General features: G+C 33.1%; 20 protein-coding genes. 19 read left to right on the top strand and 1 reads right to left on the bottom strand.

Going from position 1 to position 19,684, the window contains the following annotated elements; translation table 11 throughout:
- Positions 1-54 precede the first annotated feature (54 nt).
- From AC2TDS_RS16910 to AC2TDS_RS16900, 3 genes are all read left to right on the top strand, one after another.
- A complete protein-coding gene (locus tag AC2TDS_RS16910; RefSeq protein WP_484736750.1) occupies positions 55-3,072 on the top strand; it encodes a tetratricopeptide repeat protein in 3,018 nt (1,005 codons plus the stop codon).
- 35 nt (positions 3,073-3,107) lie between these two features.
- On the top strand, positions 3,108-4,880 hold the full coding sequence (locus AC2TDS_RS16905) for a TonB-dependent receptor (protein WP_484736749.1): 1,773 nt from the start codon (positions 3,108-3,110) through the stop codon (positions 4,878-4,880).
- 398 nt (positions 4,881-5,278) lie between these two features.
- Complete coding sequence (locus tag AC2TDS_RS16900) at positions 5,279-5,902, top strand: hypothetical protein (RefSeq protein WP_484736748.1); 624 nt, start codon at positions 5,279-5,281, stop codon at positions 5,900-5,902.
- A gap of 36 nt (positions 5,903-5,938) precedes the next feature.
- Here AC2TDS_RS16900 and AC2TDS_RS16895 read toward each other — a convergent pair whose 3' ends face one another.
- On the bottom strand, positions 5,939-7,042 hold the full coding sequence (locus AC2TDS_RS16895) for a serine hydrolase domain-containing protein (RefSeq protein ID WP_484736747.1): 1,104 nt from the start codon (positions 7,040-7,042) through the stop codon (positions 5,939-5,941).
- 394 nt (positions 7,043-7,436) lie between these two features.
- Between AC2TDS_RS16895 and AC2TDS_RS16890 the strand changes: the two genes are divergently transcribed.
- The 16 genes from AC2TDS_RS16890 (at position 7,437) to ybiA (ending at position 19,623) form a co-directional block, all read left to right on the top strand.
- Positions 7,437-8,879: a M20/M25/M40 family metallo-hydrolase gene (locus AC2TDS_RS16890; protein ID WP_484736746.1), complete on the top strand. Its 1,443-nt coding sequence runs from the start codon at positions 7,437-7,439 to the stop codon at positions 8,877-8,879.
- A gap of 55 nt (positions 8,880-8,934) precedes the next feature.
- A complete protein-coding gene (locus tag AC2TDS_RS16885) occupies positions 8,935-9,303 on the top strand; it encodes a DoxX-related protein (protein ID WP_484736745.1) in 369 nt (122 codons plus the stop codon).
- On the top strand, positions 9,300-10,922 hold the full coding sequence (locus AC2TDS_RS16880) for an amidohydrolase (RefSeq protein ID WP_484736744.1): 1,623 nt from the start codon (positions 9,300-9,302) through the stop codon (positions 10,920-10,922). The genes AC2TDS_RS16885 and AC2TDS_RS16880 overlap by 4 nt, the downstream gene beginning before the upstream one ends.
- A gap of 219 nt (positions 10,923-11,141) precedes the next feature.
- Complete coding sequence (locus tag AC2TDS_RS16875; protein WP_484736743.1) at positions 11,142-11,477, top strand: DUF3703 domain-containing protein; 336 nt, start codon at positions 11,142-11,144, stop codon at positions 11,475-11,477.
- A gap of 707 nt (positions 11,478-12,184) precedes the next feature.
- Positions 12,185-12,724 (top strand): sigma-70 family RNA polymerase sigma factor, encoded by a 540-nt coding sequence (locus AC2TDS_RS16870; RefSeq protein ID WP_484736742.1) that lies wholly within the window; start codon positions 12,185-12,187, stop codon positions 12,722-12,724.
- Between the two features lie 94 nt (positions 12,725-12,818).
- Positions 12,819-13,508, top strand: coding sequence for an NUDIX hydrolase (locus AC2TDS_RS16865; RefSeq protein WP_484736741.1), 690 nt, complete (start codon positions 12,819-12,821; stop codon positions 13,506-13,508).
- A 64-nt stretch (positions 13,509-13,572) separates the two neighbouring features.
- A complete protein-coding gene (gene prs / locus AC2TDS_RS16860) occupies positions 13,573-14,439 on the top strand; it encodes a ribose-phosphate diphosphokinase (RefSeq protein ID WP_484736740.1) in 867 nt (288 codons plus the stop codon).
- Entirely contained in the window at positions 14,414-15,049 is a 636-nt protein-coding gene (locus tag AC2TDS_RS16855) for a DUF4291 domain-containing protein (RefSeq protein WP_484736739.1), read from the top strand. Before prs ends, AC2TDS_RS16855 begins: the two co-directional genes overlap by 26 nt.
- Positions 15,050-15,057: 8 nt before the next feature.
- On the top strand, positions 15,058-16,026 hold the full coding sequence (locus tag AC2TDS_RS16850) for an ADP-ribosylglycohydrolase family protein (RefSeq protein ID WP_484736738.1): 969 nt from the start codon (positions 15,058-15,060) through the stop codon (positions 16,024-16,026).
- Complete coding sequence (locus AC2TDS_RS16845; protein ID WP_484736737.1) at positions 16,016-16,528, top strand: O-acetyl-ADP-ribose deacetylase; 513 nt, start codon at positions 16,016-16,018, stop codon at positions 16,526-16,528. The genes AC2TDS_RS16850 and AC2TDS_RS16845 overlap by 11 nt, the downstream gene beginning before the upstream one ends.
- Positions 16,521-16,994 (top strand): macro domain-containing protein, encoded by a 474-nt coding sequence (locus tag AC2TDS_RS16840; protein WP_484736736.1) that lies wholly within the window; start codon positions 16,521-16,523, stop codon positions 16,992-16,994. The genes AC2TDS_RS16845 and AC2TDS_RS16840 overlap by 8 nt, the downstream gene beginning before the upstream one ends.
- An 11-nt stretch (positions 16,995-17,005) precedes the next feature.
- Entirely contained in the window at positions 17,006-17,560 is a 555-nt protein-coding gene (locus AC2TDS_RS16835) for an RNA 2'-phosphotransferase (RefSeq protein ID WP_484736735.1), read from the top strand.
- Positions 17,561-17,564: 4 nt separating this feature from the next.
- Positions 17,565-17,867: a hypothetical protein gene (locus tag AC2TDS_RS16830; protein WP_484736734.1), complete on the top strand. Its 303-nt coding sequence runs from the start codon at positions 17,565-17,567 to the stop codon at positions 17,865-17,867.
- Between the two features lie 9 nt (positions 17,868-17,876).
- Entirely contained in the window at positions 17,877-18,113 is a 237-nt protein-coding gene (locus AC2TDS_RS16825; RefSeq protein ID WP_484736733.1) for a 2OG-Fe(II) oxygenase, read from the top strand.
- A gap of 37 nt (positions 18,114-18,150) precedes the next feature.
- Positions 18,151-18,876: a metallophosphoesterase gene (locus tag AC2TDS_RS16820; protein ID WP_484736732.1), complete on the top strand. Its 726-nt coding sequence runs from the start codon at positions 18,151-18,153 to the stop codon at positions 18,874-18,876.
- A 195-nt stretch (positions 18,877-19,071) separates the two neighbouring features.
- Positions 19,072-19,623, top strand: coding sequence for a riboflavin biosynthesis intermediates N-glycosidase (gene ybiA, locus AC2TDS_RS16815; RefSeq protein WP_484736731.1), 552 nt, complete (start codon positions 19,072-19,074; stop codon positions 19,621-19,623).
- Positions 19,624-19,684 lie beyond the last annotated feature (61 nt).

Genomic DNA, 19,684 nt, shown 5'->3' with positions numbered 1-19,684 from the left:
TCTCTCCAACAAAAACAAAAAACTAACGTTATAGTTTTTAGATAACTAAAAAATATGAGGATTATTTATTTTAAAAAGAAGGTTTTCTTTTTAGTTTTTTTTACTTACACAGCTACTACCATTGCTCAAAAAACAGACTTAAACGCGAGTAATAATTCCGATTATTATAAGGGCATTGAACTGTATAATAACAAATCGTATGCTGCCGCTCAAAAGCTATTTATTGAAACTGCAAATACAGCTCAACCGCACAAAAATGTAAAAGCTGATGCCAGATATTACGATGCCATGTGTGCAATTAAGCTTAATCAAGACAACGCTAATACTAAAGTAATAGCTTTTGTTAAGGATCATCCATACAGTAACAAAAAAGAAAAAGCCTTTTTAAATGTAGGTAATTATTACTTTTCTAATAGGAAAGCCTCTCATGCATTAAGATGGTATCAAAAAGTGAATGAAAAGCTATTAAACCAAGAAGAAAAGAATGAGTTAAACTACAAAATGGGATACTCTCTTTTAGTTTCCAACTACTTAAAAGATGCGAAATCTCGTTTTAACATGCTCCTTGGTAATCCTATTTATGGTAATGATGCACGTTACTATTATGGCTACATCGCTTATAAACAAGAAAACTTTGGTGAAGCTGAAGACAACCTAAGTCAATTGGCTAACGACGCTACTTACCAAGCTAAAGCCAACTATTATATTTTAGATATTAGTTTCAAAGCAGGGCGCTTTGATAAATCAATACTAATTGGAGAAAAATTATTGGCAGATTCGAAAGATAAAAAGAAGACCTCACAAATATCTAAAATCATAGGAGAGAGTTATTTCTATCTTAAACAATACGATAAAGCAATTCCTTACCTAACCGCTTACAAAGGTAAAAACGGTAAGTGGAATAATACTGATTATTATTATTTGGGATATGCCTATTACCAACAAAAAAACTTCGAAGAAGCCATTAATAATTTCAATAAGATTATTGGGGGCACCAATAAAGTAGCTCAAAATGCATATTATCATTTAGGTGAATGTTATTTGGAACTTGATAAAAAGGTGGAAGCGTTAAATGCTTTTAAAAATGCAAGTGAGATGGACTTTGATTCAAAGATAACAGAAGGATCATGGTTAAATTACGCCAAATTAAGTTACGAACAGGGAAACCCTTATCAAAGTGTTCCGGAGGTATTAAAAGAATACCTAACAAAATACCCACTTTCTCCTGAAAGTACACAAATAAGTGAACTACTAATCACCTCATATTTACACCAACAAGATTATGTGGGAGCGCTTGATTTTTTAAATAGTAAAAAAGTAAATCCAGAAAATGTAAAATTGGTTAATGAGATTTCCTTGTATAGAGGGATTCAACTATTTAACGAACAAAAATTAAAGGAGGCAAAACCTTATTTTTTAAATGCCACTAAAGCAGCCAATATCATTGTTGTGAATAAGGCGAATTATTGGCTCGGTGAAATAGAATATTTACACCGTAATTACGCTAGCGCCTTGACTCACTTTCTGGAGGTAAATGACGATAAAACACAAGAATTCAATCAACTTGGTTACAACCTAGCTTACACATATTTTAAATTGAAAAAATATAACGAGGCAGCTAAGCATTTCCAGCAGTTTATTGAAAAGAAATTTGACGATACTGATTTAAATGATGATGCTTCTAATAGATTAGGAGATTCGTACTACGCAACCAAAAAATACAACAACGCTATTACCGCCTATAAAAAAGTAACTCAAGAAGGAGGCACAGGATCAGATTATGCGCAATATCAAACTGCTATGAGTTTTGGTTTTTTAGGAAAGAACAATGCTAAAATTGAAAACTTAAAAATTGTGGTAAATGATTATGCAGATTCTAAATTAAAAGACGATGCGTTATTTCAATTAGCAAACACCTATGCTACTGAAGATAATATTAATAGCGCACAAGCAGCATACAACCGCCTACTTACCAAATACCCTGAAAGCAATTATGCTTCAAGTGTTTTACTACGTCAAGGTTTGTTATTTTATAATAAGAACACGAACGATAAAGCGATAGAAAAATACAAAGAGGTAGTAACGAAATTTCCGAATTCAAATGAGGCTAGACAAGCGGTTACCAATCTTAAAAATGTATATATCGATATTGGTAAAGTAGATGAATACGCGGCATGGGTGAAAAATGTAAAGTTTGTGAACGTATCAAACGCTGAACTCGATAATGCCACCTATCAATCTGCAGAGAATAAATTCTTAGAAAACAATACCATCAAGGCCATTGACGGTTTTAAAAACTATTTACAGCGTTTTCCTAACGGAATTAACGCCTTAAAAGCTCATTTTTACCTAGCACAATCGTTGCCTAAAGCAACCAATGCAGAAGAAGCCGCTATGCATTATGAATTTGTAACTAAGCAATCTAAAAACGAATTTACTGAAGAGTCACTTGCTAAATTAGCTCAGATTTATTTAGATAAAGATGACTGGAATCTTGGAATCCCTATATTACTACAATTGGAAAAAGAAGCAAATTATCCCCAAAATTTAGTTTTTGCTCAGAGTAATTTGATGAAAGGCTATTATAACAAAGAAGAATACGAAAAAGCCATCTTATACGCAGAAAAGGTTTTAAGTACTGGTAAAGTTGATAGTATTCTAGCAGAAGATGCTAAAATCATCATAGCACGTTCTTCTTTTAACAAAGGCAATTATGAAACCGCTGAAGAATATTTTAACGAAGCAACGATAAAGGCGACAGGTAAACTTAAAGCCGAATGTCTTTATTATAATGCATTCTTTTTACACGATCATAAAGAATACTCCGAATCAAATAAAGCTATTCAAGATTTAATAGCCAATTATTCTAACTATAAATATTGGGGTGTAAAAAGCTATATTATCATGGCTAAAAATTACTATGCCTTAAAAGATGCTTATCAAGCGACTTACATTTTAGAAAACATCATTGAAAATTTTTCTGAATATGAAGATGTAAGTGAAGAAGCTCGCAATGAATTGCGCAGTATTAAAAATAAAGAAGCAAAAACCAACGAATCTGTAACAAAATAAACCGGTTACAAACTAAAGTTAAATACTTGAAAACAATGAAAAATCACGTATGGTTACTTGTTTTGTTCACAATGTCAATTGTAAACGCTCAAGAGAAAACAAAAAAAGCTAACGACTCAATAAAGACAGAAGTAGTAAAGGTAATTACTTCTTATGTTCCTAAAATCACAGATGCTTTTAAAATAAAGCAAAAGCCATCTATCACACACACCAAAGAAACCGAAAAGAAAAAGCTAGAATATCAGATATTTTCGGTTCCGGTAGCTTCTACTTTTATCCCCAAAAGCGGAACACTTAAAAAAATTGACTTAGGGAAACGTGAGCGCTTATACGCCAATTATATTTCTGTCGGTTTTGGTAATATCATTACCCCTTCCGTTGAAGGTTATTTTAGGCAGAGTATGAATCGCTATAGTGAACTTGGAATACATGCCAATTTTCTATTATCACTCGATCCAGTTCAAGACACCAAATTGAGCAGTACCTACTACAATCTGGACTTAGACGTTTACCACCGCCAAACAGAGCGCTATTTTACTTGGGAAGCAGGAATAAACCTAGAACGAAATAAATATAATTGGTACGGTTTACCAAGCCCTATTACTTTTACGGATAACGTCATTGGCGCTATTGAAGAAGGCCAAACATATGGCTACTATAACCTTTTTGGGAAAATTGATTTTGACGACTCTTATATTGATACGTCGGATCTATCTATCTCTTTTTTCTCTGATGCTTTTAGTAGTAGTGAATTTAATATCGCTCTAAAAGCAAAGTTTGATTTTCCATTAGATCGAATTCACAGAAATTTAAATGATGTATCACTCAACACCTCTATTAACTTTTTAGGTGGTAAGTTTTCTAATTCTTACGAAGATCAAAATGATTTTAAGTATAGTTTCTTTACTCTTAGAGCGAACCCGTATTACAATTTTAATGTAAGTAACATCGCCATAAAATTAGGAGGAAAAATCCATGTTGCACTAGATATTCAAAACAGTATCAACCATTTTTTGTTCTACCCTGATGTAGAAATCTCTTATCCTATTGTAAAAGACTTTGCCAATGTTTTTATTGGAGCAAGTGGGGGACTAAAAAACAATACTTACAGAAATTTTAGCGATGTAAATCCGTATGTCTCTCCAACATTAAACATAACCCAAACCAACGAAAAATACGATGTTTTTGCTGGTGTTAGAGGTAAAATGGGACAACAGTTTAGCTATAACCTAAAAGGAAGTTACACAGACATAGAAGACCAGCCTTTTTTTACCTTAAACTACTCCAAGTCAGACGGTAGCAAAACCACCGGAGACAATGGTTTTATTTTGTTTGGTTATGAGTTTGGCAACTCTTTTAGAACTGTATACGACGATGTAAAATTAGTGTCTGTTTTTGGTGAAGTTGCCTTTGAAGGGATCAAAAACTTAACGATAGGTGCCTCTGGAGAATTTAAAAATTTCACATTGAAAAACGAGCTACATCCATGGAATATACCTCAACTTAAAGGAGAATTATTTGGAGAATATAAAGTTGATAAATGGTATGCAGGGGCTAATTTTTTCTTGGTCGGAGAACGACAAGGAATACAATACGACGGCCCTAATCCTTCGCCTTATTCAGCAGTGCCTCTAGAAGCTTATGTAGACCTTAACTTTAATGCGGGATATCACTTTCACGATGACCTTTCTGTATTTTTAAACTTAAAAAACATAATGAATAACAACTACCAACGTTATACCAATTATAACGTACAAGGCTTTCAAGCCCTAGCGGGAGTTACGTGGAAATTTGACACGCTGTTTTAAGCAATATGACGTATTGAAACTTCGAAATAATACTCGAAATACCAAGAAAATATTTCGTTTTATTGGTATACCAATTCTTAGGTAAAGTTACACAACTATTTCCTTGCTAACATCCTTGTGTTTTACCTATAGCTCGGTAATTAGGTTAAACAATTATAGTCGGTAAATTAACATTATAAATGGTATCATTTAAGAACACATTAGATTTTCTAAGACATAATTCGGGTTTAATCGTAAAAATTGGTGTTCACTTAATTATATGTATTGCTCTTACAATAACTACACAGGTTGGCGGTATTGTTTATATTCTGACCTCTTTTTTGTGTAATCACTCCAACCATAAAAGGTTAAAAAAGTGTTTAGTTTTTACGGCGATTTATTTCTTAACTACATTTTTAGTGATACCTAAAATAGCTCCTATTTTCGGTAGAGAAAAAATCACTAACTCAAATTTCGTAGCACCCCGAAATGTCCTAACCGTCCTTCTTAATAGAAATTATGTAAAGCCATCTTTAAACATTACTTTACAAAACATAGGTACATCACTAAAAAACAAATATCCTACTTTAAAATTAATATACCTAGACGCTAATTTCCCCTTTTTAACCTACTTTCCATTATTACCACATTTAAGTCATCATGATGGTAAAAAAATTGATATTTCTTTTATTTATCGCGATTCAGAAGGTATGCTGACAAATGATAAACCCTCCAATTCTGGTTATGGCGTTTTCGAACAACCAAAAAACAACATGTTTAATACAACTCAACATTGTAAATCTAAAGGGTACTGGCAATATGATTTCACCAAATACCTAACCTTTGGTTCAACTCAAGAATTAAAATTTTCTATCATGGAAAATACTTTTCTCATCCAACAAATACTTCTTGAAAAAAGTGTAGAAAAAGTATTTATTGAACCACATTTAAAAAAAAGACTTTCATTGCATTCTAACAAAATTCGATTTCACGGATGCAAAGCGGTTCGCCATGATGATCATATTCATGTTCAAATTGAATAATTGTGCGATAAGATTAATTTGAATCGTATCGTTTCTTTATTCATTCATTACGAAGTTTAACTTTTCCCAAATTTCATTATGAAATTCAACAGGTACCAGCGAAGCATCAGGTCCTTCTCCCATTCTAACCATTACTAAATTTTTACTTGGAACGACAGCCACATACTGACCATTTTTTCCCATTCCACTAAATAGATCACTTGGAGCATGAGTGGATAACTCGATATTAAATGAAGTAGGCAGCCCTGGTAGAATAATAGCGTTTTTTCCATTCAACCACCATAAATACCCATAAGATGGATTGATTTCTTGGGAGGTATTTATCATTTCATTATAATAATTTTCATCTTGTAATACTTGGGTGCCATTCCAATTCCCTTTATTCAGAATAAACAAACCAAATCTTGCCATATCTCTAGCCGTACTCCAATAAACGTTGTTATACCCCATGGGTGCCCAATGCCCCTTCATTCCTACTATAGATTCTATTTTTTGATCGGTATATAAGTTGTAATCAATACCCGTGGCATTCCTTATCACTTGATCAAGTAACGTATAAGGTGCATTGTGATAATACCATTGTGTTCCTGCATCACTCGCATACTCCAAGCACGAGGGATCAGTACAATCTAAATCAGACACTTGATACTTCAACCCACTCGTCATCGTCAGTTGATTTTTAATAGTAATAAGATTCTCTTTTTCAGCACCTATAGACGTCCAGCCAACACCTAAATAATCTGAACTTTCATCATCTATTTTTAAGTAACCTTCTTGTTGCGCTATTCCAATAAGTGTAGCCGTTATCGTCTTTCCTGCAGAAGCCCAATACCATGAACTATTCTCATCAAATTCGGCTGTATTTAATAGGTTATTCCCCCAGTATTTTTCTATCGCTATTTTTCCGTTTTTAAGAACAATAAAAGCCCTTGTATTGTTATCTCTTAAGAAATTATACAAGTTTTCCTGTTTAGTTTCATCCCAATCCATTGCATCAAAACTAACGGTTTCCCATTGATTTGTATTGCTTGGTGGAAAATAGGTTCGATTCTCTACTGGTATAAATTCCAATTGCTCATCTTTACCACTACACGATAAAAACAAAACAAGACAGAGTAACGCTGAATGTACTAGTTTCATACTTCTACTTATGTTATACCATTTAAAATTGGCGCAAAAATGATGCTTTTTTAATATGCAAATTGAGCGTAGTATTAATTATGGTTTCTTTTCTTAATGAAGAAGAAAGGAAAAAAGGGCGATTTACTTCGGTAATTTTAATTTGTAAATGGCATTATTACAGTTGTTAGACCCTTTCTATCTTAAAAGGTTTAACGGTCCATAAATTCAAAAAAACCTAACACCAACTAAAAGCACACCTATAATCAATTTTACGCCTATAATTTTTATAGACCCCAAGGTTTAGGGCACCAGTATAAAACCCTAACAATGAATACCTCTCTAACGAATATTTTATTTTAATCAAATTATCTTAATTGTATTTTGTAGTTTTATAAGCTACAAAAACACAGAAATGAAAAAATCAACTATACTAATGCTTACAGTAATTACTGCTTTTGCATTAGCTTGTAAGAAAGATAAAAAAGAACCTCTAACATCTATTCATACACTTTCTAAAGAAGAAAAAAAAGATTCTACCCATATTAAACATCTTTTCAATACTGCTTTGACGGAAGGAAAATCCTATGAGTGGTTACGTGACTTAACAACGAACATCGGAGGAAGGCTGTCTGGTTCAAAGGAAGCAGCACAAGCTGTTCTATGGGGAGAGAAAGTGATGAAAGAAGTTGGGTTAGATAGTGTTTGGTTACAACCGATAATGGTGCCACACTGGGTTCGTGGCAAAAAAGAAGAAGCGAATTACATGATCCATGGAGAAAAAATTGAAGTTCCAATTTGTGCTTTGGGTTTTTCTATTGCTACGCCCTCAAACGGTATTACCGCTGAAGTTATTGAAGTAAAAAGTTTAAAAGAAGCTAAAAGTTTAGGAGAAAAAGCAAAAGGTAAAATCGTGTTTTACAATGGCGCTTTTGACAATACGTTAATCAATACCTTTAAAGCATATGGTGGCTGCGTGGGCCAACGTTTTGCCGGTGCCGCAGCTGTAGGCAAGTTCGGCGCAAAGGGAGTAATCGTACGCTCTATGACCAACGGTATAAACGATTATCCACATACCGGATCAATGGGATATGGTGACCTACCAAAACAACACTATATTCCTGCAGCGGCTATTAGCTCAAGAGCAGCAGAAAACCTGAGTAAACACTTAAAAGAAAACCCAGCATTAAAATTCCATTTTAAACAACACTGTAAAACACTACCTGATGCACCATCATTTAATGTTGTTGGTGAAATTAAAGGAAGTGAAAATCCTGAAAAAATAATGGTTGTTGGCGGTCATTTAGATTCTTGGGATTTAGGTGATGGCGCTCATGATGATGGTGCTGGAGTCGTACAGTCATTAGAAGTTGCTTATTTATTTAAAAAAAATGGTATCCAACCTAAAAACACCTTACGTATTGTTTTCTTTATGAATGAAGAGAATGGAACTAGAGGTGCCAAAGAATACGCACGTTTGGCGAAAATAAACGGTGAATTACATATTGGAGCACTTGAATCGGACGCTGGCGGACACACCCCTAGAGGGTTCTCTATTGATGCCAATAAAGAAAATTTGCATTTACTAAAAAGTTGGAAAAAATTATTGACTCCTTATGGACTTCACGACATTGTAAAAGGTGGCAGCGGCGCAGATATCGGCCCATTAAAAGACGAACATGTTACCTTAGTTGGATATAGACCCGACTCTCAACGTTATTTTGATTATCATCACACGGTAACAGACACCTTTGATAAAGTGAATAAACGTGAACTAGAATTAGGAAGTGCTTCTATGGCCAGTATCATTTATTTAATGGATACTTATTTATATAACGATGAAACATTAAAACCATAAACCCTTAAAAACGGAATAAAAAATGTAAATTTATTCCGTTTTTTAGTATTCTACTATGAAATATCTACCCCTATTCTCAAAAATATTATTAGCAATATTGTTAATTCTTGGAGGTTATAACCATTTCTACCAACCTTCTTTTTATCATAATTTTATTCCCAATTTCCTTCCTAACCTTCTGGTAAACTACAGTATTGGAATTATAGAGATTTTGTTGGGCTTAGGCCTATTTATTAAGGGTTTTCAAAAAAAATCAGCATACGGTATTTTTTTACTCATGATTGCGTTCCTTCCTGTCCATATTTGGGATGCTTGCAAAGACAACCCGGCCATAGGATCTACATCTGCTGCCTATGTAAGAATAGCGGTACAATTTATTTTTATTGCTTGGGCTTATTATACGTACAAAAAAGAATCAAAATGAAACAACCAACAAACTTAGTATTTCCGTTACTTATCGCACTATTACTAACCTCTTGTAAAAAACAGGAACCAGTAGATTTAATCATTACCAACGCCATTGCTTATACGGTAAACGCCAAGTTTGATACGGTAGAAAGTTTTGCCATTAAAGATGGAAAATTTGTAGCAATTGGAAACACAAAAGAAATTCAAGAAAAATACACTGCTTCACACATTATAGATGCAGATAACAAACCTATATACCCCGGGTTTATTGATGCTCATTGTCACTTTTATGGTTTAGGGCTACAACAACAAAAGGTAAATTTGGTAGGCACCAAAAGTTATGAGGAAGTTTTAGAAAAACTAATCGAATTCCAAAAGCAAAAAAACACTGAATTTATTACCGGCCGAGGGTGGGATCAAAATGATTGGAAAGTAAAAGAATTTCCTACCAAAGAAAAACTTGACGCACTTTTCCCCAACACTCCTATTGCCATTACTCGAGTTGACGGGCATGCAATGCTCGTTAATCAAGCGGCGATTGATGTAGCTGGCATTGGCATTGCTTCTAAAGTTGATGGTGGAGAATTTCTTAAAAAGAATGGAAAACTAACAGGAGTGCTTATTGATAATGCCATGAACTTTATCAAAATTCCTCAACCTTCAAAAAAAGAACAAATACAAGCCCTAAAAGATGCTCAAAAAATTTGTTTCGACCTTGGTTTAACTACCGTCGATGATGCTGGTTTAAACAAGCAAGTAATTGAGCTTATAGACAGCTTACAGCAAGTAGGCGATTTAAAAATGAGGGTGTATGCCATGATTTCGAATAACTCCACTAATTTAGATTATTATCTAAAAAAAGGAATCATTAAAACCGACAAGCTCAATGTTCGCTCTGTAAAAGTCTATGCAGATGGCGCTTTAGGATCACGAGGAGCCGCTTTAAAAGATGAATATTCTGATAAAAAAGGGCATTTCGGAGCATTGGTTAATTCCTATGAACACCTACAAAAGCTAGCTCAAAGAATTGCAAGTTCTAACTACCAAATGAATACACACGCCATTGGTGATTCTGCCAATTATGTTATGTTAAAAACATATCATGAAGTGCTGAAAAACAAAGAAAACAGACGCTGGCGTATTGAACATGCCCAAATAGTGGATGTGAACGATTTTGACTTATTTAAAAACGTACTTCCTTCCATTCAACCCACACATGCTACCTCTGATATGTACTGGGCAGAACATCGTGTAGGAGCCGAAAGAATTAAAGGTGCCTATGCTTATAAAACCTTACTAGAACAGTACGGTAAAGTTGCCTTAGGAACAGATTTTCCAGTTGAAGGAGTAAATCCTCTTCATACTTTTTATGCCGCAACCATAAGAAAAGACTTGAAAGGTTACCCTAAAAATGGATATAATATAAACAATGCCTTGTCAAGAAAAAACGCCTTGAAAGGAATGACCATATGGAACGCTTACGCTAATTTTGAAGAACACGAAAAAGGAAGTATTGAAATAGGAAAAGTAGCCGACTTTATAATTTTAGATAAAGACATTATGCATATTAGCGGTGATGAAATCCCAACAACCGATGTTCTAGCAACCTATATTGGTGGAGAAAAAGTAAATTAATATTGATCTAATACCTTTTGTAATTTGAAATTACCCTATAAAAAATGATGTTTTTTTGTGGCACGAATTATAAAATTCAAGCATAGCATTGTGCTTATGATTTCTTTTTCTAATAAAATAGAGAAGAAAAAGGGTACTCTACTACGGTAATTTAAATTTATCAATGGTATCATTGCATCTTTTAAAGCTACGTTTGGTCATATATAAAAAGTAACACCAATGACCGCATCAAAACGTAAACAGGAATTTCACAATCAATTATCATTAGGTAAAATAGCACTTAAAAACAACGATTTTAAAACTTCCTTCTATCATTTAGAAAACGCACATATTCTTGGACAAAGACATGTTTACAGGCATACAGCCTCACATTATTGGATGTTGTGCTACGGGTTAAAAACCAAGTATTTTACAGAAATAATCGGGCAATTTTTCAGAATTATTGCTGCAGTTCTTTGTACATTAATCTGGGTACCCTCAGGAAATACAGGAGGGACAAATATCTCTCCTATCAAACCTATTCCAATTCGAAAAGAACTTCAAAAATATTTTTAAACCTAAATGCATCTTTTTACGCTTTTCATTGTCTATTATATGAACATAAAAAATAAATTATCATGTTACCTAAAAATAAATGTACTTGTACTTGTGAACAATGTAAAACAGGAAATTGCAAAAACTGTACCTGCGACAACTGTAATTGCGACAATTGTAATTGTTAAACCCGTATTGTATACTAAAAACCTATGATTGTTTGAAAGCCTAATACCAGTTATTGTTTGAATTTACGGTAAAAGAAAATAGTAAATGGTATAACGTTTAGATTGTGCTTTTAACTTTCATAGGTAATAGTAAGTATATAATACCATTCTAATGTCAACTTACTCCACCATAATTGGTTATGATCAATGCCGGTTTATCGATAAAACAAAAACATGGTTGTTAAGAAATTATGGAGTAATTTCTCCTAAGAACGGGTATAATACGATTTACAAATAAATTTTTCGCATATCTATTATTTCTTTTGTAGCTATTTTTGCGTTATAAAACTTAACCATAGCTTGGCTATGCTAAAGTTTTATGCCTTAAACTAACTTAAAACAACTCAATACCTATAGACCAAATACTTATCTGTAAATCGTATAATTTGTTATCCCCAGAATACCGTTAAATAAATCAAAATAAAATTTGTTTTGAGAAAGAGATTAATATCTTTTAAAGAAAACACAAGTACACCAATAGTTTTTTGTAAATTTATAATTATGACTACACAAGAAGTTTGGACAAAATACGCAACAGACCTAAAACTTTTTATCATGAGCAAGGTGAAAAATGAGTCTGCTACTGATGATATTTTACAAAATACATTTATTAAAATACACACCAAGCTGCACACACTCAAAGATATCACAAAATTAAAGTCTTGGATATTTACTATCGCTCGCAATTCAATTATTGATTATTTTAAAGCCACCAACCAAACTATTAACAGCAATCTTTTTGAAGAGAAAACGGAAATAGAAGAAAACGAACATACCGAAAAAGATTGCCTACGAGGTATTCTAAACAATCTTCCTAAAAAATATAGAGACCCTTTGTTTTTATCTGACATTAAAGGATTAAAGCAGCAGGAAGTAGCTAAACAATTAAATCAAAGTTTACCCACAACAAAATCTCAAATTCAACGAGCACGTAAACTAATAGCCAAAGGGTTTATGGATTGTTGTGGTTATGTTTTAAACAAAGACGGAAAGTTAATAGGTGAAATTCAAGATAAAGACGACTGTAAAGTTTGTAACTAGTATTGATTGTTATTGGTAGAATTTTAACGATTAATGAGGCATAAAATGTTACGAATTATAAAACTTTTGTAACTTCGTGTAAATTCAACACTAAATGAAGATATCACAAAACATCAAAGTCGCCGTAGATGCTGTTGTATTTGGTTATGAACAAAAAGAATTATCTATTTTACTCATAAAAAGAGGAGTACAACCTTTTAAAAACTCATGGGCTTTACCTGGAGGTTTAGTTTTAGAAAACGAATCGTTAGAAAATGCCGTTCAAAGGGAATTACAAGAAGAAACAGGCGTCACAATTGATTACTTGGAACAACTATATACTTTTGGTACACCTGAGAGAGACCCAAGAAATCGGGTAGTTTCAGTTACTTACTTTGCTTTAGTGAGTCCCAATAATTTTAAAATAGAAGCAGCCACTGATGCAGCTGAAGCTAAGTGGTTTTCTATTGCTAAAATTCCTGAACTCGCTTTTGACCATAAAAGCATTTTGCAACTTGCTTTAAAAAGATTAAAAAACAAAATAAACTATCAACCCATTGGTTTCGAACTACTAAATAAAGAATTTCCTTTTTCCGATCTTGAAAACTTATACCAAACTATTTTAAATAGAAAAATTGATAGACGTAATTTTAGAAAAAAAATATTAAGCTTTGAAATTTTAACTGAGACCGACAAAATACATCAGCGTTCCAGCGGACGCCCTGCAAAACTTTTCCGATTCAATGCCAAGAAATACAAACAACTTCAAGAAGATGGATTCCATTTCGAAATAAAGTTTGCGTAAAAAAAACACAAAATATTTTCATACACTACAAATATTCTTTACATTTGCGTAAAAACAACGCAATATGATTTTAAATCTAGACCAAAAATTCACACCATTGGGTAATCATAATACCATCGAATTTGAAACATTTACCTTTTCAGGTGGAGAGCCACACATTAAAATCATTTCAACTATTGAAAAAGAAGAAATTACCATAACACACAGAATACGATCTTTTAATGATTTTGGTTTGCTATTATTAGCAACCAATGCACTTAAAAACATGGGAGTTCAGAAAATACATCTCCTTTGCCCTTATTTTCCAGCGGCAAGACAAGATAGATTGATGGTTTCGGGTGAACCCCTTTCAGTAAAAGTATATGCCGATATTATTAACAGTCAAAATTATGAATCTGTCACTCTATATGACCCACATTCAGAAGTAACCCCTGCCCTATTGAATAATTCTAAGGTTATTGACAATCATACGTTCATTAAAAAGGTAACACAACAGCTATCAAATGATTTCGTTTTGATTTCGCCAGACGGAGGAGCATTAAAAAAAATATATAAAGTAGCGGCTTACCTTAAAGACTATGAAGTTGTAGAGGGCTCAAAATCTAGGAACGTACAAACAGGACAACTAACTAGTTTCAAGGTATATTCTGATGATTTACAAGGAAAAGACTGTTTAATTATAGATGATATATGTGACGGTGGCGGTACTTTTTTAGGATTGGCTGAAACGTTAAAAGCTAAAAATGCAGGAAATCTTTATTTAGCCGTGAGTCATGGCATTTTTAGTAAAGGGATTTCTGAATTAGAAAAAAGATTTACTAAAATATTTACCACGGATTCATTTAAAACAATTACTGCAGAAAATTGTGTACAAATTAAATTAGAAGAAATTTTAAAGAACAACTATGAAACTAAAAACAAAGCTATATAAAGAACAACTAAAAAATTGGCCAGAAAAAGGGCATCATATCATGGCTCAATATGATGATGAAAAAGTGATTGTATATCAATCATATCGGCCAGCCATTGGGAAATTTGCTATAGAAAACCAATATTTTGGAGGACCATTTAAATACACACGTATGACTTGGATAAAACCCAACTTTCTATGGATGATGTATAGAAATGGTTGGGGTACTAAAGAAGGACAAGAAGTCGTATTAGCCATACATTTAAAACGTACGTCCTTCGAACGGTACCTCACCAAAGCTGTGTATTCAACTTTTAACGAAAAGATCTATGACACCCGTGAAAATTGGCAAAAACAAGTAAAAACATCCTCAATCAGGCTGCAATGGGATCCTGATCACAATCCGTATGGAGGAAAATTAGAAAGAAGAGCAATTCAAATTGGTATCAGGAATCAAGAAGTTATTCAATACGCAAAAGAAGACATTCTGGAGATAGAGGATATTTCTGACTTTGTTAAAGACCAACACAAACATGTCAAAAATAAAAACCTAGATCTGCTCATAGTTCCAGAAGAGCATCCTTTTTATTGTGATGATAATTCTGTAAATGTGGTATTAGGAATAAAATAAATTGAATTATGAAAGTAAAAACCATAGAAGCCACTTTTTTAGGATTAGCCATTGCAGACGCTTTGGGAGTTCCAGTAGAATTTAAAAATAGAGACGAATTAAAAACTAATCCAGTAACTGACATGAGAGAGTATGGAACCCATCATCAACCCAAAGGAACTTGGTCTGATGATAGTTCACTTACTTTCTGCTTGGCTGAAAGTTTATGTAAAGACTATGACTTAATTGATATTTCAATAAAGTTTACACAATGGATGAGAGCGGAAATATGGACACCACACGGATATGTTTTTGATATCGGTATGCAAACACGAAAGGCTATTGTTCACCTAATGGACATCATAACAAGAAATGAATATAAAGAATTGACTATTTTAAAATTTTCTGGTAATGAGTATGGAAATGGAAATGGTTCTTTAATGAGGATAATTCCTTTACTATTCCATATAAGAAACAAACATACGGAAGAACAATTCAATATTATATGGGATGTTTCGTCTTTAACCCATCCACATATTAGATCAGCTTTAGCGTGTTTAATCTATTTAAAATTTGGTGAATATATTTTAAAGGGTGATTCAATTAAAGATTCTTATCTAAACATGAAAAAAGAAATTTTATCTTTTTTTGTTTCTAAAAAAATTTCCACTTATGAGCAGAATCATTTCTCGAGGGTTCTAAAGCAAGACCTTAAGAACTTAACAGAAAAAGATATTAATTCAGGAGGATACGTTGTTCATACTTTAGAAGCTTCTTTATGGTGTTTACTGAATAGTTCAAGCTATACCGAGGCTGTTTTAAAAGCAGTTAATTTAGGTGATGATGCAGATACTACGGCGACAGTAGTTGGGGCAATTGCAGGAATGCACTATGGTTTGGATAATGTCCCTGTAGAATGGAAAAATTGCGTAGCCAGAAAAGAAGATATTCTTCGATTAATTCAACAATTTGCCAAAAAATACCATTATGAAAATTAAACTAACAAAAGGAGACATCACTAAAATAAAAGTAGACGCCATAGTAAACGCAGCCAATTCAAGTTTATTGGGTGGTGGTGGTGTGGATGGTGCTATCCATCGTTGTGGTGGTCCACAAATTTTAGAGGAATGTCAAAAAATCAGAAACAGACAAGGTAAATGTAACATAGGAGAAGCTGTTATAACCACCGCAGGGAATTTACCCGCAATAAAAGTAATTCATACTGTTGGGCCAGTTTACAATGGAGGAAAAAGAATTAAAAAAGAAAAAACACTATTAGCAAACAGTTACCTTAATAGCTTACAAATTGCCTTAAAAAACAACTTAAAAAGCATAGCTTTTCCAAATATAAGCACTGGAATTTATAAATTCCCAAAGCAATTGGCTGCTGAAATAGCTATAAAAACAATACAAGAAAACCCTATATTAGATGAAGTTATTTTTGTCTGCTTCGACGAAGAGAATTATACTATTTACAAAAAACTATTAGACTATGAATAGCATAAACTATGTAAAAGGAGATGCAACACATCCTAACGCTGAAGGGAATAAAATTATTGTTCATATTTGCAATGATATAGGTGGTTGGGGCAAAGGTTTTGTCTTGGCTGTTTCTAAAAGATGGAAAGCACCAGAACAAGCCTATCGCAACTGGTATAGCTCAAAAAATAATTTCAAGCTAGGAGAAGTTCAATTTGTACAAGTAGAAGAGAAAGTCTGGGTCGCGAATATAATAGCTCAACATAAAATTAGAAAGGATGAAAATGGCAATCCACCAATTCGGTATAATGCTATACAAAAAGGATTACAAAAAGTACAAAGTAAAGCAAAAGAATTAAACGCATCAGTTCATATGCCAAGAATTGGTTGTGGATTGGCTGGTGGTACCTGGGATAAAATAGAACCTATTTTGATCGCTACATTAAGCTCCTATAAAATACGCACTACTGTATACGATTTCAAATAAAAATGAAAATTATGAATGAGAAAAACGCAAAAAAAATCAGTAAGTTTTTAAGTTTACTATTAAGACACACGCCTGAAAAAATTGATTTAAAATTGGATATAAATGGGTGGGCATCGGTCAATGATCTGATTCAGAAATCTAAAAAACAGGGTACGATCTTTACGATGGAAGAGCTAGAGTTTATAGTAAACACGAATGATAAAAAACGTTTTACCTTTAATAAAGACAAAACAAAAATCCGTGCCAATCAAGGGCATTCGATACAAAATATTGACTTATCATTAAAAACAGCTACTCCTCCCCTGTTTCTATATCACGGAACAGTTGACAAGTTTATACCAGCTATAAAAGAAAAAGGGCTACAAAAAATGAATAGACAACATGTACATTTAAGTGCCGATAAAGAAACAGCGATAAAGGTAGGTAGGAGAAGAGGAGAACCTATTCTTTTAACTATTCAATCGGATGACATGTATAAAGAAGGATACGAATTTTACCTTTCCGAAAATAACGTTTGGCTAACCAATCATGTTTATCCAGAATATATCGATTTTAAACACCATTAAACCTATGAAAAAAATAGCACTACATCCGGAAGTATTTCTAATAGAAAATTTTTTGAATTCAGAAGAATGTAATAGCTATCTTAACCTATATAAAAAGCAACCATTTGAAGAGGCCAAAATCTCAATTCATGGGCAGCAAATTATGAATAAAAATGTTCGTAATAACGATAGGCATATCTTTTTTGATCAAAACTTAGCGCATAAGTTTTGGCACAAAATAAAAGATTTTATCCCTAAACAGATTGGCTTCTATGAGGCTCTAGAACTAAATGAAATGTTTAGAGTTTACAAACATGTCATAGGCTAGCGGTTTAAAATGCATATTGATGGATGCTTTCAAAGAAATTTGAACGAGAAAAGCTTGTCTTCTTTACTCATTTATTTGAATGAAGATTTTGAAGGTGGTGAAACAGAATTTCGAAAACTTTTTACTATTTCCCCTAAAAGAGGAACAGCACTAGTTTTTAAACATCGATTAAAACATGAAGGAAAAGAAATTTTATCCGGAACAAAATATGTATTAAGAACAGATATAATGTATAGACGAATCTAAGGCAGATACGTACCCTTAATTTAAAAAAAGAAACTGTATGAAAACATTTGTCATAGGAGATATTCACGGAGGGCTCAAAGCAATTCCTCAAATTTTAGAAAAGGCAAATATAACTAAAGAAGATACCTTGATTTTTTTAGGTGATTATGTTGATGGCTGGAGTGAATCCGCTCAGGTAATTCAGTACCTCATTGAGTTGTCTAAAACACATACTTGTATTTTCACAAAAGGAAACCATGATTTATGGTGTGAAGATTGGTTAAGAACAGGTAAAGGTGAAACTGTTTGGTTAGCTCATGGTGGACAAGAAACAATAGATAGTTACGGTAATTTCAGTTCATTGGATAAGGATCTACATCTCTCTTTTTTTCAAAAGATGAAACCATATCATATTGACCAAAAGAATCGTCTATTCATCCATGCCGGCTTTACCTCAATGCATGGTGTGATGAAAGAAAAATTCACTAAAAATTATTTTTTCGACAGAACCCTATGGGAAACAGCTTTGGCAACTGGTGATCGAATAGAAAAAGATGCTAACGTTTATCCTGATCGACTTAAACATTATAGCGAAATATTTATTGGTCACACACCTACAACTCGATACAATATTCTTAAACCAATGAATGCAGCCAATGTATGGAACATAGATACAGGCGCTGCTTTTACAGGTGCGTTAACAATCATGAATATTGAAACTAAAGAATTCTGGCAAAGTGATCTTTTGACAGATCTATACCCTAATGAAAAAGGACGTAATTAACCAATGCTAAGTCACCTATTTCAATGCTAGAACTAGGCTTGTATATTACATCAAAAAAAATGATAGTTATATGCCCTGAAGCCTTCTATCAACATCGTTATATATCAACTATATGTGTAAAATTCAAAACACCTCTCTTTAATACATATGAAAAAGGGATCAACCATTTGAAATCTGTTATCTAAATTTATTACTATGAAATACAACAACGAAAAAATCAAACAACGCTACAACAATAACGAAATCCTAAATTTCTTATTCTTTTGGGGGCATCAACCTAATAAAGATGGAAGTATCGGTAAAAGCTGTTTTAGTCAGTGGTGGGAGGCCACTTTTGAGATTGACGGAATCATCTACCCAACCGCTGAACATTATATGATGGCAGGAAAAGCAAGGGTCTTTAATGATCGTGAAATATTACAAGAAATTCTAACAACTACAGACCCTCATGATGCTAAAAAATTAGGAAGGAAAGTAAAAAACTTTACTCCAGACGCATGGAATCAACATAAGTTCAACATCGTTGTAAAAGCCAATTATGCGAAATTCTCTCAAAATGCAGCACTAAAAATCTTTTTACTTAACACCAAAGATCGAATTCTGGTGGAAGCGAGCCCTAGAGATAGAATCTGGGGAATTGGTATGGGGCAATCGAATGAAAAAGCTTTAAACCCAAATTTATGGCGAGGACATAACCTATTAGGATATGCATTAATGGAAGTACGAGATAAACTAAATAGTCAATAAAGTATTAAGCCAATTATATAAAATGAGACAAATAAATAGTTACAATTTATTGTTAGGTATA

The sequence above is a fragment of the Tenacibaculum profundicola genome, assembly GCF_057220795.1.
Note: the sequence above shows the minus strand (reverse complement) of the source record. Positions and strands in the feature narration are given on the sequence as shown.